Annotated in this window: 11 protein-coding genes; 8 read left to right on the top strand and 3 right to left on the bottom strand. The window is 64.3% G+C overall.

Going from position 1 to position 14,441, the window contains the following annotated elements:
• The first annotated feature begins 12 nt into the window (after window positions 1-12).
• Genes BG83_RS0107545 through rbsK form a run of 4 tightly spaced genes read left to right on the top strand, consistent with a single transcriptional unit; the run spans window position 13 to window position 4,653 of the window.
• Window positions 13-1,593 carry a sugar ABC transporter ATP-binding protein gene (locus BG83_RS0107545; protein ID WP_024976139.1) on the top strand — a complete coding sequence of 527 codons (1,581 nt, stop codon included), beginning with the start codon at window positions 13-15 and terminating at the stop codon, window positions 1,591-1,593.
• Window positions 1,583-2,590, top strand: a complete 1,008-nt coding sequence (locus BG83_RS0107550; RefSeq protein WP_024976140.1) for an ABC transporter permease — start codon at window positions 1,583-1,585, stop codon at window positions 2,588-2,590. Before BG83_RS0107545 ends, BG83_RS0107550 begins: the two co-directional genes overlap by 11 nt.
• An 18-nt stretch (window positions 2,591-2,608) precedes the next feature.
• Window positions 2,609-3,649: a LacI family DNA-binding transcriptional regulator gene (locus tag BG83_RS0107555; protein ID WP_024976141.1), complete on the top strand. Its 1,041-nt coding sequence runs from the start codon at window positions 2,609-2,611 to the stop codon at window positions 3,647-3,649.
• A 38-nt stretch (window positions 3,650-3,687) separates the two neighbouring features.
• Window positions 3,688-4,653, top strand: coding sequence for a ribokinase (gene rbsK, locus BG83_RS0107560; protein WP_024976142.1), 966 nt, complete (start codon window positions 3,688-3,690; stop codon window positions 4,651-4,653).
• A 2-nt stretch (window positions 4,654-4,655) separates the two neighbouring features.
• Here rbsK and BG83_RS0107565 read toward each other — a convergent pair whose 3' ends face one another.
• A complete protein-coding gene (locus tag BG83_RS0107565; RefSeq protein ID WP_024976143.1) occupies window positions 4,656-6,737 on the bottom strand; it encodes a site-specific recombinase in 2,082 nt (693 codons plus the stop codon).
• Between the two features lie 163 nt (window positions 6,738-6,900).
• Window positions 6,901-8,991, bottom strand: a complete 2,091-nt coding sequence (gene uvrB, locus BG83_RS0107570; RefSeq protein ID WP_024976144.1) for an excinuclease ABC subunit UvrB — start codon at window positions 8,989-8,991, stop codon at window positions 6,901-6,903.
• A 336-nt stretch (window positions 8,992-9,327) separates the two neighbouring features.
• Here uvrB and BG83_RS0107575 point away from each other — a divergent pair, with 336 nt between their 5' ends.
• Complete coding sequence (locus tag BG83_RS0107575; RefSeq protein WP_024976145.1) at window positions 9,328-10,524, top strand: amino acid aminotransferase; 1,197 nt, start codon at window positions 9,328-9,330, stop codon at window positions 10,522-10,524.
• 204 nt (window positions 10,525-10,728) lie between these two features.
• Window positions 10,729-12,000, top strand: a complete 1,272-nt coding sequence (locus tag BG83_RS0107580) for a polyhydroxyalkanoate depolymerase (RefSeq protein ID WP_024976146.1) — start codon at window positions 10,729-10,731, stop codon at window positions 11,998-12,000.
• A gap of 71 nt (window positions 12,001-12,071) precedes the next feature.
• Here BG83_RS0107580 and BG83_RS0107585 read toward each other — a convergent pair whose 3' ends face one another.
• On the bottom strand, window positions 12,072-12,767 hold the full coding sequence (locus tag BG83_RS0107585; RefSeq protein WP_024976147.1) for a TetR/AcrR family transcriptional regulator: 696 nt from the start codon (window positions 12,765-12,767) through the stop codon (window positions 12,072-12,074).
• Between the two features lie 140 nt (window positions 12,768-12,907).
• Here BG83_RS0107585 and rsxB point away from each other — a divergent pair, with 140 nt between their 5' ends.
• On the top strand, window positions 12,908-13,738 hold the full coding sequence (gene rsxB, locus BG83_RS0107590; RefSeq protein WP_024976148.1) for an electron transport complex subunit RsxB: 831 nt from the start codon (window positions 12,908-12,910) through the stop codon (window positions 13,736-13,738).
• Window positions 13,739-13,751: 13 nt separating this feature from the next.
• A complete protein-coding gene (nth, locus tag BG83_RS0107595; RefSeq protein ID WP_009238572.1) occupies window positions 13,752-14,396 on the top strand; it encodes an endonuclease III in 645 nt (214 codons plus the stop codon).
• Window positions 14,397-14,441 lie beyond the last annotated feature (45 nt).

A 14,441-nucleotide genomic window follows, 5' to 3' on the forward strand; every position in this document is an offset into this window, starting at 1 on the left:
CCGCCGCCAGCCATGTCTGCCGCTTACGAACCGCGCCCGCCGCTGCTGAGCGTCTCCGCCGTCAGCAAGCACTACGCCGCCCCCGTGCTACGAGATATCGATCTCGACGTGCACGCGGGCGAGGTGCTTGCGCTCACGGGGGAGAACGGCGCCGGCAAGAGCACGCTTTCCAAGATTCTCTGCGGGCTGGAGACGGCAACGTCGGGTTCCATGACGCTGGGCGGCACGCTGTACGCACCCGATTCGCGCAGCGCTGCCGAAGCGCTGGGCGTGCGCATGGTGCTGCAGGAGCTGAGCATGGTGCCCACGCTGACGGTGGCCGAGAACCTGTTCCTCGGCGAACTGCCCCGGCGGCTGGGTTTTGTGGATCGCGCTGCGCTGCGCCAGCGGGCCGAACAGGCGCTTGCACGCGTTGGTCTGGACCTCGATCCCTGGACGCCCGTACACACGCTCGGCATCGGCCACCGGCAGATGATCGAGATTGCCCGCGCGCTGGCCAGCGCATGCCGGGTGCTCATCCTCGACGAGCCGACGGCGATGCTGAGCGCGCACGAAAGCGCCACGCTGTTCGAGCGCATCGACGCCCTGCGCCGCGAGGGCGTGGCCATCCTCTATATCTCCCACCGCCTGGACGAACTGGCGCGCATTGCCGATCGCATCGTTGTGCTGCGTGACGGCAAGCTGGTCACCGATGCACCGGCGGCCACGGTCACGCAGGACGCACTCATCCAAGCGATGGTCGGCCGCGACGTGGCCGCCTCATCCGAAACGCAACGGGCCGCGCGCGAGCCGTGGCTTGGTGACGGCTCGCCGGCGCTGCGGGTGACCGGTCTGACGCGTGCGCCAGCCGTGCGCGATGTGAGCTTCGAAGTGGCACCCGGAGAGATCTTCGGCATCGCCGGCCTAGTGGGTGCGGGCCGCACGGAATTGCTGCGGCTGATCTTCGGGGCGGACCGCGCGGATGCGGGCACCGTCGAAGTCGGCTCGCCGCTGGCGCCTGTGCGCATCCGTTCGCCCGGCGACGCGGTGCGTCACGGCATCAGCTTGCTCACCGAAGACCGCAAGGACGAAGGCCTGATGTTGAGCCTGCCCATCGCGACCAACATCGCGCTGGGCAACATGCCCACCGTCACGAAGCGCGGCTGGCTGCAACCGGCGCGCGAGCGTGCGCTGGCGCAGCGGCACATCGGCGCATTGCGCATCCGTTGCGCTGGGCCCGAGCAACCGGTCGGAGAACTCTCCGGCGGCAATCAGCAGAAGGTTGCGATTGCCCGGTGGCTGGAGCGCGACACGCCCGTGCTGCTATTCGATGAGCCGACGCGAGGCGTGGATGTCGGCGCCAAGTTCGACATCTATACGCTGCTCGACGCGCTGGCCGCGCGAGGCAAGGCGCTGGTCGTGGTGTCGAGCGATCTGCGCGAACTCATGCAACTGTGCGATCGCATTGGCGTCATGCGCGCCGGGCGACTGACACACATCTTCCAACGCGACGGCTGGAGCCAGGATTCCCTGCTCGCCGCCGCTTTTGGTGAATCGGGCGAATCCGATTCACGTGCATCACAATCGCCCTCGGAGACCGCAGATGCGCTCTGATTCCACCCTGCCCCCGACGCCGCCCACACCGGCTGCCGGCACGCGCGCGGCGCTGGGCATGTCGCTCGGCACCATCGGCGGGTTGCTCGCTGCGCTGGTCGCCATGCTGGTGCTGTTCAGCACGCTGTCGCCGACGTTCTTCTCGCTGCCCACGTTCACCACCATCGCCAACGAGATTCCCGACCTGCTCGTGATGGCCGTGGGCATGACGTTCATTCTGATGATCGGCGGCATTGATTTGTCTGTCGGCTCGGTGCTGGCGCTGGCGGCTTCGGTGCTGTCCGTTGCCATGACCCAGTTTGGCTGGGGCTTGTTGCCGGCGGCGTTGGCGGGCGTGGTGCTGGCCACGGCGGCGGGCATGCTGACCGGCGCGGTCACGGTGCACTGGGGTATCCCGTCGTTCATCGTGTCACTGGGTGTGTTGGAAATGGCGCGCGGCCTCGCCTACAGCCTCACCGATTCGCGCACGGTGTACATCGGCAGCGCGGTCGACTGGCTGGCCAACCCCATCGCCCTGGGCATTGCGCCGTCGTTCCTGATTGCGATTGTCATCACGATCGTTGGCCAGATCGTGCTGGTGCGCACGGTGTTCGGCCGATACCTCGTGGCTATCGGCACCAATGAAGAAGCCGTACGGCTGGCGGGCGTGAATCCGCGCCCCTACAAGATTGCGGTGTTCGCGTTGATGGGGCTGCTCTCGGGCCTGGCCGCGCTGTTCCAGGTGTCGCGCCTGGAAGCGGCCGATCCGAACGCCGGCGTGGGCATGGAACTGCAGGTGATCGCGGCCGTGGTGATCGGCGGCACGAGCCTGATGGGTGGGCGCGGTTCGGTCGTGCGCACGCTGTTCGGCGTGCTGATCATCTCGGTGCTCGAATCGGGCCTCGCACAGATCGGCGCCTCCGAGCCCACCAAACGAATCATCACGGGCGCGGTCATCGTCGCGGCCGTGGTCATGGATACCTATCGCAGCAAGCGCAACCGCAGCAAGCAACATTAAGAGACAGAGGAGATCGTCATGGCAACCATCAAGGACGTGGCCGCATTGGCCGGAGTTTCGTTCACCACCGTCTCGCACGTCATCAACAACACAAGACCGGTCAATGCGGAGACGCGCAAACGCGTGGAAGAAGCCATCCGAGCTACGCGCTATGTGCCCAGCGCCGTGGCGCGCTCGCTCAAACACCGCACTACGCGCACCATTGGCGTGCTCGTGCCCACCGCCACCAACCCGTACTTTGCGGAGTTGGCGCGCGGCATTGAAGATGTGTGCGCCGCCGCCGGCTACAGCGTCATCCTCTGCAACTCCGACGACGACCCCCGCAAGCAGCGCGACTACCTGCGTGTGCTGATGGAAAAACGCGTCGACGGCATCATCGTCAGCAGCGCCGGGCCGGACACGGCATTGGTTGAAGCGCTTGGTGAATCCGCTCTGCCCATCGTGATGGTCGACCGCCCGACCGAAGGCATCCAGGCCGATCAAGTGCAGGTCGATCACGAAGAAGGCGCCTACATGGCGACCAAGCATCTGCTGGACCTCGGCCACCGCCGCATCGCCTGCATCAGCGGGCCGTCGGCACTGAGCGTGACGACAGAGCGCCTAGCCGGTTTCCACCGTGCGCTACGCGAAGCCGGCGTGCCGGAAGCCTCCGCCCGCATTGCCGAAGGCGATTTCACCAGCCCCGGCGGCTACCGCGCCGCACGCCAGTTGCTGACCGAAGGCGAGATGCCCACGGCCATCTTTGCCGGCAATGACCTGATGGGCATCGGTGCGCTGCGCGCCGCGGCGGAACTGGGCATTCCCGTGCCGAAGGCGCTGTCCGTGATGGGCTTTGACGACATCGAACTGAGCCGCTACGTCTATCCGGCGCTGTCCACGGTTGGCCAATCGATCCGCCAGCTGGGCGAGACCACCGCGCAGACGCTGCTTGAACACCTCGGCGACAACGCCTTGCGCCATCCTGTGGAAGAGCACCGTGCGCGCCGCATCGTGCTGCCGCCGCGCCTGTCTTTGCGCGAGTCGACGGCCGAACCCGAACGCCCAGCCCGCGCAGCCTGATCCCGCATTCCTTTCACGCTTTCAACGTAGTTTTTGCCATGGTGGCCAAGCGCCCTTCCGCCTCTTCCGCCCACTCTGCTGCCGACGTGCTGATCGTCGGCAGCCTGAATATGGATCTCGTGATCCGCACGCCGCGCTTGCCGCGTCCCGGGCAAACGGTTGCTGCGCCTGCGCTGGAAACCATCCCGGGCGGCAAGGGCGCCAACCAGGCCGTGGCGGCTGCGCGCCTGGGGGCGCGTGTCGCCATGCTCGGCTGCGTCGGTGACGACCCATACGGCACCGCACTGCGCGACGGCCTGCGCCGCGAGGGCGTGGACACGTCGATGGTGTCGGTGCACGCCGGGGCGGCTACCGGCATCGCCTGCGTGACCGTAGCCAACAGTGGCCAGAACACCATCGTCATCGTGGCCGGCGCCAACGAATTGCTGACGCCAGCCATGATCGAAGCGCAGCGGGCTGCGTTCGAACGCGCACGCGTGATCGTCTGTCAGTTGGAATCTCCGCCGGATGCGGTGGAGTGCGCGCTCAAGTTGGGGCAGCGGCTTGGCAAAACGGTCATCCTGAACCCGGCGCCTGCCATCGGCCCGCTGCCTACCCCATGGATTGCGGCCTGCGATTTCCTGATCCCGAACGAAACCGAAGCCGCGCTACTGACAGCCCGCACCGTCGATTCGCCCGAAGCCGCACTGGATGCCGCCGCTGATCTGCATGCACAAGGTGCGCGGCACGTGATCGTCACGCTGGGGGCGCGCGGCGTGGCTTACGTAGATGCGCAGTCGCGCCTGTTGATGCCGGCACCGATCGCGCACGCCATCGACACCACGGCTGCCGGCGATACGTTTGTCGGCGCGCTGGCCGCGGCACTGGCGGAAGGCGTAGCGCCCGATACGGCCATCGAATTCGGGCAAGCTGCGGCGGCAGTGTCAGTCACGCGGCTCGGCGCGCAGCCGTCCATTCCGTTCCGCAGCGAGTTGGGCGCGCCTGCCGCGCCCGCAACCCACTAGACCTAGACCGGCGTGCTGCTGGGCGGCGTGCTCACAGTCGGGGCACGCGGCACCAGCAGGCACAGCGGATCGCGCAAGATGCGGCGCCACACGGCACTCGTCACGCGCTTGCGATCGACCCCGCGCAGGTTGCGCGAGCGCATCGCCATGTTAAAGGCCAGCGCAAACGACACCAGGACGTTCAGCACACCCATCAGCGCAATGCCGGCCACGGCCAGCCAGAACGGCGCCGTATGCATCACGCTGGGGCCCAGCACGCCCACGGCGGTTGCCACCGCACCGGTCGACAGCGTGACGTGACGCACTTCCATATGCGGGCCGAAGAAGGACAGGATCTCGGGCCCCAGCCCCAGCATGAAGCCCAGCGACACGTTGGCGACAATGCCCGACAGATTGCGCTTCCAGAAGCTGGCAATGCGCTGCGCGCCCTGCGTGCCGACCATGAAGCGCAAGCGCCGGTGGTAGGCAATCACGTCATGCACACGGTGCAGCGCGAACCAGTTGTCGGCCCAACCCGCCGCCAGGCTCGACGCCCACAGCAACACGCCCGTGAAGATCGCGTACAGCGGCGTCGGCCCAAGAATCGAGAACGAATCGATGGTCGCCATCGCCTTCGCTGCCGAAATCAGATCGGCATGGAAGAAACGCCCGGCCAGCCACTGCACCAGGAAAGCCACCGGCGCCACGGCCACAAGATTGCCCGCAATCGCCGCCGCGTTGGAGCGGATCATGGCGACCGTGTCGTCGACAAAGCGGTCCAACCCTTCCTGGCGGCCCACCTGGTCGAGCCGGTGCGCCAGCGCAGGGGCCGTCATGGCGGGCTGTTTGGTGGCCAGCGTGAAATGCGCGAAATGGATGCCGAGAAAGCTGACCGCATAGTTGATCGACGCGAACAGCCCTTCGGTAAAGCGCGACAAATGCGCCCCGGTGATGAAGAACTTGATGTACACCGTGGCCGCCGTAATGACGCCGCCGCCGGCTGCAGCCTTGACCATCGCGCCGTATTCCTTGCCGTCGCGGGTAATGTAGTGTTCGCCACTCTCCGCAGAGCGCTCGACCACCTTGCGCGCCAGATCAGCAAACGTGGAGCGGATCAGATACCCCACGCTGCGGCGATGCTGGCTGGCCGACACCAGCTCGGCCGTCATATGCACGAAGCGACGCGAGCCCTGCGTGTCCGCCCATGCCGTGAGCAGCAAATCGATGCGGCCCAGCCACGCCTTCATGCGCTCGACCTGGAACACGACTTCCACCGAGACGCCGTTCTCGTCCAGATGCTGATACACGCCGGTCGTAGCCGTGCGGCAGCGGTCCAGCACGGCGCGAAAGTAATTGAGTTCCTGCAGGAACCGCGCTGGGCTCGCAAGCTCCGTGTTGGGTCGTTCCAGAAAGATCGCGTTGGCTGCGTCGGCCAGTAGATAGAACGGAGAATCGGTGAGTTCCGCATGGTCCATGCGGCTGCGGATACCGCGCGACAAACCCGCCGCACGGACCTGGCTGATCAGGATCTGGATGCCGATGCCAAGGCTGCGCTCCAGGCGTGTCTGGCCAGCAGCGTGATCGGCGTCGGTCATCCCCGTGCGGAACAGCGCGTAAAGGCGCGTGACGAGTTCGTCGTCCAGGCCGTCCACCCACTGAGCATCGGTCGGCCCCACAAACAGCAGTGCAAACAACGTTGCCAGCTGCGGCTGATTGGGTGCGGGCGGCAGCAAGCGCACCTGCCAGCGGTCGATCAACTCGCTCCAGAAACCCGAGCGTGACGACAACCCCGTATCGCACAGCAGCGACACCGGATCGTTGTCCTGCACGATGCTGCGCAATGTCTGCCCGACGCGTTCGGCCAGGGCCGGATTGTTCTCCAGCACCTGCAGCAGATAGCGCAGACGCGCATAGCGCCAAGACTCTGATGCGGCACCAACGGGCCGCTCCGCCCGGCGCAACCAGTAAGCCAGCTCGATCAGCCATTCATTGCGTTCGGCCAGACTGCGCGTGGGTTCGAACTGGGCGAGGATGGCATCGAGTTGATGGCTGGCGTGCCGGGAAGCGCGCCACTTGCGCCACGGGTTAAGCAAAAAATTGAACATCGAACTCCCTTGATGGCGGACGCGTGCAGTCGAGCGCTGCAGCACGTGCCGATTCCCCGGTCAGGCGACGCGCGGCGCCTGAATTTGATCTGAAATGGTGCCAACAGCAACCCCCGCCGCCTACGGCAAGGCGGGAATCCGACAACGCAAGTGGCCGTGCAGTTCAGGCAGCCGGAACGATATGGTCTTCGCCGCTCGCGCCAAAGAGCTGCGACTTGAGCTTCGCAAGCTGATCGCGCACCGCCGCCGCCTTTTCGAATTCGAGGTTCTTGGCGTGGTCGAGCATCTGTTTTTCCAGGCGCTTGATTTCCTTGGACGCCTGCTTTTCGCTCATATCTTCGTACTTGGCGGCCTCTTGCGCGGCCTTCAGTTCGGCGCGCGCGTCATCGACGTTGTACACGCCGTCGATGATGTCCTTGATGCGTTTGACGACGCCACGCGGCGTAATGCCGTGCTCCTCGTTGTGAGCGATCTGCTTGGCACGGCGGCGCTCGGTTTCGCCAATCGCTTTCTTCATCGAATCGGTCATGCGATCGGCATAAAGGATGGCGGTGCCGTTCACGTTCCGCGCGGCGCGGCCGATCGTCTGGATGAGCGAGCGCTCGGCGCGCAGGAAACCTTCCTTGTCGGCATCCAGAATCGCCACGAGCGACACCTCGGGAATATCCAAGCCCTCGCGCAGCAGGTTGATACCGACCAGCACATCGAACGTGCCCAGGCGCAGGTCACGGATGATCTCCACGCGTTCCACGGTATCGATGTCCGAATGCAGGTAGCGGACTTTGACGCCGTTCTCCGACAGGAACTCGGTCAACTGCTCGGCCATGCGCTTGGTGAGCGTGGTCACCAGCACGCGCTCGCCAGCTTCGACGCGCACGTGAATCTCAGACAGAAGATCGTCGACCTGCGTCGTGGCCGGGCGCACCTCGATCGTCGGGTCGACGAGGCCTGTGGGGCGCACGACCTGCTCGACGACTTCCGTGCCAGCCGTCTTCTTTTCGTAATCCCCCGGCGTGGCAGACACGAACGTCACCTGCCGCATCTTGGTCTCGAACTCAGCAAATTTGAGCGGCCGGTTGTCGAGCGCGGAAGGCAGTCGGAAGCCATATTCGGCCAGCGTTTCCTTGCGCGCGCGGTCACCGTTGTACATGCCGTTGAGCTGACCGATCAGCACGTGCGATTCATCGAGGAACATCAACGCATCGGGCGGCAGGTAGTCGACCAGCGTCGGCGGCGGTTCGCCCGGCGCGGAGCCGGACAGATGGCGCGAATAGTTCTCGATGCCCTTGCAGAAGCCCAGCTCCTGCAGCATCTCCAGATCGAAGCGCGTGCGCTGCTCCAGCCGCTGCGCTTCCACCAGCTTGTTTTCCTTGTAGAAGAAATCGAGCCGTTCGCGCAGCTCGGCCTTGATGGTCTCGATGGCGCGCAGCACGGTCTCGCGCGGCGTCACGTAGTGGCTCGACGGGTACACCGTGAAGCGCGGAATCTTCTGCCGCACGCGCCCCGTCAGTGGGTCGAACAGTTGCAGCGATTCGACTTCATCGTCGAACAACTCCAGGCGCACGGCCATCTCTGCGTGCTCGGCCGGGAAAATGTCGACCGTGTCGCCACGCACGCGGAACGTACCGCGCTGGAAGTCCGTCTCGTTGCGCGTGTACTGCATGGCGATCAGGCGCGCGATCACGTCACGCTGGCTGACCTTGTCACCCGCGCGCAGCGTCAGGATCATCTGGTGGTATTCGCTCGGGTTGCCGATACCGTAAATGGCCGACACGGTAGCCACGATCACCACATCGCGGCGCTCCAGCAGGCTCTTGGTGGCGGAGAGCCGCATCTGCTCGATGTGCTCGTTGATCGACGAATCCTTCTCGATGAACAGGTCGCGCTGCGGCACATAGGCCTCAGGCTGGTAGTAGTCGTAGTACGAGACGAAGTATTCGACCGCATTGCGCGGGAAGAAATCGCGAAACTCCGAATACAGCTGCGCCGCCAGCGTCTTGTTCGGCGCAAAGACAATGGCGGGCCGCCCCACCTGGGCGATCACATTGGCCATGGTGAAGGTCTTGCCCGAGCCCGTCACGCCCAGTAGGGTCTGGTACGACAGGCCGTCGCCAATGTTCTCGACGAGCTGGCGGATCGCCTCCGGCTGGTCGCCGGCCGGCGGATACGGCTGGTACAACTGGAACGGCGAGCCCTCGAAAGTCACAAACTTCGACTCATCGTGCGGGCTGGGGACTTGGCTCAGATCGGTCATGGCGGCGGGTAGGATGGCAGCGCGGGAAGTCGACAAAGTGACTCGCACGCCCTCAGAAAGTGAGGACGGCAGCGGCAATTGCAACCAATCGTCTAGTGTAGCGTGCAGCCCGAGCAATCGTTTGGACAGCCGGACCCGCACATCTGTATTGGCCGTTCAAACGCTTTAGGCGCCTGTTCTGCAAGGATTTTTCGGGCGATTAGAGCCTGTATTCGGTACAATCGATCTCCGTGCGCGCCTCGTTGTACATCAGGCGCCGGGCGACCCGCCCCGGAGCCCATGCCGCACCGCCTGCAAGATCCCACCGAATTCCGAACCAACCGATCGAGACATCTCATGTCGCTTTTCTCCGCCGTCGAACTGGCTCCGCGCGATCCCATCCTGGGCCTGAATGAAGCTTTCAACGCCGATACCCGCACCACCAAAGTGAATCTGGGCGTGGGCGTGTACTTCACCGACGAAGGGAAAATTCCGGTGCTGCGCGCCGTGCAGGAAGCCGAAAAGGCCCGCCTGGCCGCCGCTGCCCCGCGTGGCTACCTGCCGATCGAAGGCATTGCCGCCTATGACCAGGCTGTGCAGAAGCTGCTGTTCGGCGCTGAATCGCCCCTGATCACCGAAGGCCGCGTCGTCACCGCACAAGCCCTGGGCGGCACCGGCGCACTGAAGATCGGCGCCGACTTCCTCAAGCGCCTGTACCCGAACGCCAAGGTCGCCATTTCCGACCCGAGCTGGGAAAACCACCGCGCGCTGTTCGAGTCGGCCGGCTTCGAAGTCGTCAACTACGCGTACTACGATGCCCCGTCGCACGGCTTGAACTTCGCCGGCATGATGGATTCGCTCAACAGCTACGCGCCGAACACGATCGTCGTGCTGCACGCCTGCTGCCACAACCCGACGGGCGTGGACATGACCACCGACCAGTGGAAGCAGGTCGTGGAAGTCATCAAGGCCAAGAACCTGATTCCGTTCCTCGACATGGCCTACCAAGGCTTTGCCGACGGCATCCAGCAAGACGGCCTGGCCGTGCGCCTGTTTGCTGAATCGGGCCTGCCGTTCTTCGTTTCCAGCTCGTTCTCTAAGTCGTTCTCGCTGTACGGCGAGCGCGTCGGCGCACTGTCGATCGTGACGACCAGCAAGGACGAGGCCACCCGCGTGCTGTCGCAAGTCAAGCGTGTGATCCGCACGAACTACTCGAATCCGCCGACGCACGGCGGCACGATCGTCGCCAGCGTGCTGACGAGCCCCGAGCTGCGCGCGATGTGGGAACAGGAACTGGGCGAAATGCGCGACCGTATCAAGTCGATGCGCAACGCACTGGTCGACAAGCTGGCCGCCAAGGGCGTGAAGACCGACTTCTCGTTCGTGAAAGCCCAGCGCGGCATGTTCTCGTATTCGGGCCTGACCTCCGCGCAAGTGGATCGCCTGCGCAACGAGCATGGCATCTACGCTGTGTCGACCGGCCGCATCTGCGTGGCCGCGTTGAACACGCACAACATCGACGCCGTGGTGAACGCCATCGCTGACGTCCTGTAAGGTGCGGTAGGCGTCACGCCTTAGGTGCAATTGCAAAAAGAAAAGCGGCTTCGGCCGCTTTTTTGCTGCATGGGACTAGACTGACACGGGCGCATCATAGAGCCACGCAACACTCTGTTATCAGGGTTTATGCTGCATCGCAGTAACATGCGCCTAGGTGCATAATCGTTTGCGTCGCCCCCGCCACCAGAGACCGGTCCAGCCATGCTTTACCAGCTTCATGAATTCCAGCGCGCCCTGCTCAGCCCCATGACGGCTTGGGCCCAAGCGACCGCCAAGACCTTCACCAACCCACTGAGTCCGCTGTCCCTGATGCCCGGCGCGCAACGCTACGCCGCGGGCTATGAACTGCTATACCGCCTGGGCAAGGAGTACGAGAAGCCGGAATTCGGCATTCGCTCCGTCAGATCCAACGGCCGCGACATTCCCATCGTCGAGCAGACCATCGTCGAGAAACCGTTCTGCCGCCTGATCCGCTTCAAGCGCTACGCCGACGACGCCGAGACCATCAAGCTGCTCAAGGATGAGCCGATCGTGCTGGTGTGCGCGCCGCTGTCGGGCCACCACTCCACGCTGCTGCGCGACACCGTGCGCACGTTGCTGCAGGATCACAAGGTGTACGTGACCGACTGGATCGACGCTCGCATGGTGCCAACCGAAGAAGGTGCCTTCCACCTGTCGGACTACATCAACTACATCCGCGAGTTCATCAATCACATTGGTGCCGACAAGCTGCACGTGATCTCGGTGTGCCAGCCGACCGTGCCCGTACTGGCCGCCATCTCACTCATGGCCTCGGACGGCGAGAAGACGCCGCGCACGATGACCATGATGGGCGGCCCGATCGATGCGCGTAAGAGCCCGACTGCGGTCAACTCGCTGGCGACCAACAAGTCGCACAGCTGGTTCGAAAACAACGTGATCTACACGGTGCCGGCCAACTATCCGGGGCACGGCCGCAAGGTTTATCCGGGCTTCCTGCAACACGCCGGCTTCGTGGCGATGAACCCGGACCGCCACCTGTCATCGCACTACGACTATTACCTGAACCTGATCGAGGGCGACACGGAAGACGCTGAAGCCCACGTGCGCTTCTACGACGAGTACAACGCCGTGCTCGACATGGCGGCCGAGTATTACCTCGAAACCATCCGCGACGTGTTCCAGGAATTCCACCTTGCCAACGGCACGTGGGTGGTGGAAGGCAAGCCGGTGCGCCCGCAGGACATCAAGAGCACCGCGCTTTTCACCATCGAGGGCGAGCTGGACGACATCTCCGGCAGCGGTCAGACCGAAGCCGCGCATGGCCTGTGCACCGGCATCCCCACCGCGCGCAAGCAGCACCTGACGGCGCCCAAGTGCGGCCACTACGGCATCTTCTCGGGTCGCCGCTGGCGCGAGCAGGTGTATCCGCAACTGCGTGATTTCATTCGCCGCAACGAAGAGAGCGCTCCGCGCATCAAAGCAGTCGCGTAAGCCTTAAGCATCCAAGAAAAAGCCTCGCACCCGCGAGGCTTTTTTTTGTCACGCGACGATGCTTCAGCCGATCAGTCCTTGGGCCGATCCAGATACGCCAGCAACATCTTGATATGCAGTTGCGCGAAGGCTTCGTGCTCGTCGGCAGAGGCAATGTCGCGGCCCACGACGGCGCTGATCGTGTAGCGATTGGACAGCACGTAATAACCCAGCGCCGAGATCGTCAGATACAGGCGCGACACATCGACGTCCTCTCGGAAGATGCCGCTGCGCTGGCCACGCTCGACCACGCCGCGCAGCACATCAATGACCGGATTGACCAGCTCGACCAGGTGCGGCGACGTCTTCAGATGCCGTGCCTCGTGCAGGTTTTCGCTGTTGAGCAGACGGATGAACTCGGGGTTCTCGTAATAGAAGTCCCAGACGAACCGTGCAAGCTGAATGACTGCCTCACGCGGGTCCGACGACTCGATCTGCACCTGCTCTTCCGCCTCTTTGAAGCGGAAATACATGTGTTCGAGCACGGTCAGAAAAAGCTTTTCCTTGCTGCCGTAGTAGTAGTACAGCATGCGCTCATTGGTCTCAGCGCGGCGGGCGATGGCGTCGACGCGGGCGCCGGCAAAGCCGCCCCGCGAAAACTCTTCGATGGCAGCAGCAAGGATACGTCGGCGCGTGCCGGCGGGGTCACGACGCGTGCGGGGTGCGGCGGATTCGCCATGAGCATCGACTTCGATGTCGGCGATGGGCGCGGCTGGGTGAGACGGCATGGCACGTCGGTCCGTTTAGAACGCAGGAATTATGTCATAGGGTTAAGACATGCCCGCCGTATGCGATGTCAGGGCATGCACGCCTTGCGCGGGGGCCAAATCGGCGATAATGGCAGACTATTCAAACGACAAGTCCCATCGTGGTTTCCTTGGTCCCCGCAGTGGCCGCATCCCTGGCCGACCGGCTCGAAAACCTCCTGCCGCAAACGCAATGCACCAAGTGCGGCTACAACGGCTGCCGCCCCTACGCTGAAGCCATGGCCAACGGCGAGGCGCTACCCAACCGCTGCCCACCCGGCGGCGCGGAAGGTGTCCGCCGGCTGTCCGACGCGCTCGGCCGCACAGGTGATCTGTTGCCGCTGGACCCTTCCAACGGCATCGAGCAGCCTCGTGCCGTCGCCGTCATTGACCCGGAACGCTGTATCGGCTGCACGCTGTGCATTCAAGCGTGCCCGGTTGACGCCATCGTTGGTGCGCCCAAGGCGATGCACACGGTGCTGGAAGACTGGTGCACCGGTTGCGACCTCTGCGTGCCGCCCTGCCCCGTCGATTGCATCGACATGATCCCCGTCACCGGCGAACGAACGGGCTGGGACGCCTGGAGCCAGCAGCAAGCCGATGTCGCGCGGGACCGCTACGTCTTCCGCAACGCACGCCTCAAGCGCGAACAAGCCGAAAACGAAGCGCGCCTTGCCGCCAAGGCCGCGGCCAAACTCGCTGCCGTCAGCGCCGAACAACCGGCTGACGACGCCGAACTCGCCGCACAGGCCCGCAAGAAGGCGATCATCCAGGCTGCGATTGAACGCGCGCGCCAGAAGCAGGCCGAGATGGCCGCGCGCGGGCAAGGTCCGCGCAACGTGACCGACGTGTCGGCGGATGTGCAAGCCCAGATTGACGAGGCCGAAGCGCGCCGCAAACGCATCGCCAGCCAGATCGAACACGGCACCAAACCCGACGCGGACAAACCCTGAACCCTGCCCGACGATGAATCCCGCCAAGCGCCACGCCATCTTCGAGACCCTGCGCGAGAACAACCCGACGCCGACCACCGAGCTGGAATACACCACGCCGTTCGAGTTGCTGATTGCGGTGCTCCTTTCGGCGCAGGCGACCGACGTTGGCGTGAACAAGGCGACGCGCAAGCTGTTCCCGGTGGCCAATACGCCCGCCAAGCTGCTGGCGCTGGGCGAGGAAGGCATCACCGAATACATCAAGACCATCGGGCTGTATCGCACCAAGTGCAAGCACATCCTGCAGACGTGCCGCATCCTGCTCGACCAATACGGCGGTGAAGTGCCGCGTGACCGCGCCGCGCTGGAAGAACTACCGGGTGTGGGCCGCAAGACGGCCAACGTGGTGATGAACACGGCTTTCGGCGAACCCACGATTGCCGTGGACACGCACATCTTTCGCGTGGCCAATCGCACCGGGCTGGCACCGGGCAAGAACGTGCTGGAAGTCGAGCTGAAACTGCTGAAGGTGGTGCCGGAAGCGTTTCGCCAGGACGCGCACCACTGGCTGATCCTGCATGGGCGCTACGTGTGCAAGGCGCGCAAGCCCGAGTGCTGGCATTGCGCCATCGAGCCACTGTGCGAATTCAGGCCGAAGACACCGGCGCCGAAGGAATAAAAAACGGGGACCGCCGCTGCTGAAGCGAGTCCCCGTTTTCTTTGC

Source organism: Ralstonia pickettii, from assembly GCF_000607165.1.
In the GTDB taxonomy this organism is placed as follows: domain Bacteria; phylum Pseudomonadota; class Gammaproteobacteria; order Burkholderiales; family Burkholderiaceae; genus Ralstonia; species Ralstonia holmesii.

Bases quoted from the DNA above. Each gene is read 5' to 3' on its own strand.
- BG83_RS0107545 (WP_024976139.1), top strand. From the start codon at position 13: ATGTCTGCCGCTTACGAACCGCGCCCGCCGCTGCTGAGCGTCTCCGCC.
- BG83_RS0107550 (WP_024976140.1), top strand. From the start codon at position 1,583: ATGCGCTCTGATTCCACCCTGCCCCCGACGCCGCCCACACCGGCTGCC.
- BG83_RS0107555 (WP_024976141.1), top strand. From the start codon at position 2,609: ATGGCAACCATCAAGGACGTGGCCGCATTGGCCGGAGTTTCGTTCACC.
- rbsK (WP_024976142.1), top strand. From the start codon at position 3,688: ATGGTGGCCAAGCGCCCTTCCGCCTCTTCCGCCCACTCTGCTGCCGAC.
- BG83_RS0107565 (WP_024976143.1), bottom strand. From the start codon at position 6,737: ATGTTCAATTTTTTGCTTAACCCGTGGCGCAAGTGGCGCGCTTCCCGG.
- uvrB (WP_024976144.1), bottom strand. From the start codon at position 8,991: ATGACCGATCTGAGCCAAGTCCCCAGCCCGCACGATGAGTCGAAGTTT.
- BG83_RS0107575 (WP_024976145.1), top strand. From the start codon at position 9,328: ATGTCGCTTTTCTCCGCCGTCGAACTGGCTCCGCGCGATCCCATCCTG.
- BG83_RS0107580 (WP_024976146.1), top strand. From the start codon at position 10,729: ATGCTTTACCAGCTTCATGAATTCCAGCGCGCCCTGCTCAGCCCCATG.
- BG83_RS0107585 (WP_024976147.1), bottom strand. From the start codon at position 12,767: ATGCCGTCTCACCCAGCCGCGCCCATCGCCGACATCGAAGTCGATGCT.
- nth (WP_009238572.1), top strand. From the start codon at position 13,752: ATGAATCCCGCCAAGCGCCACGCCATCTTCGAGACCCTGCGCGAGAAC.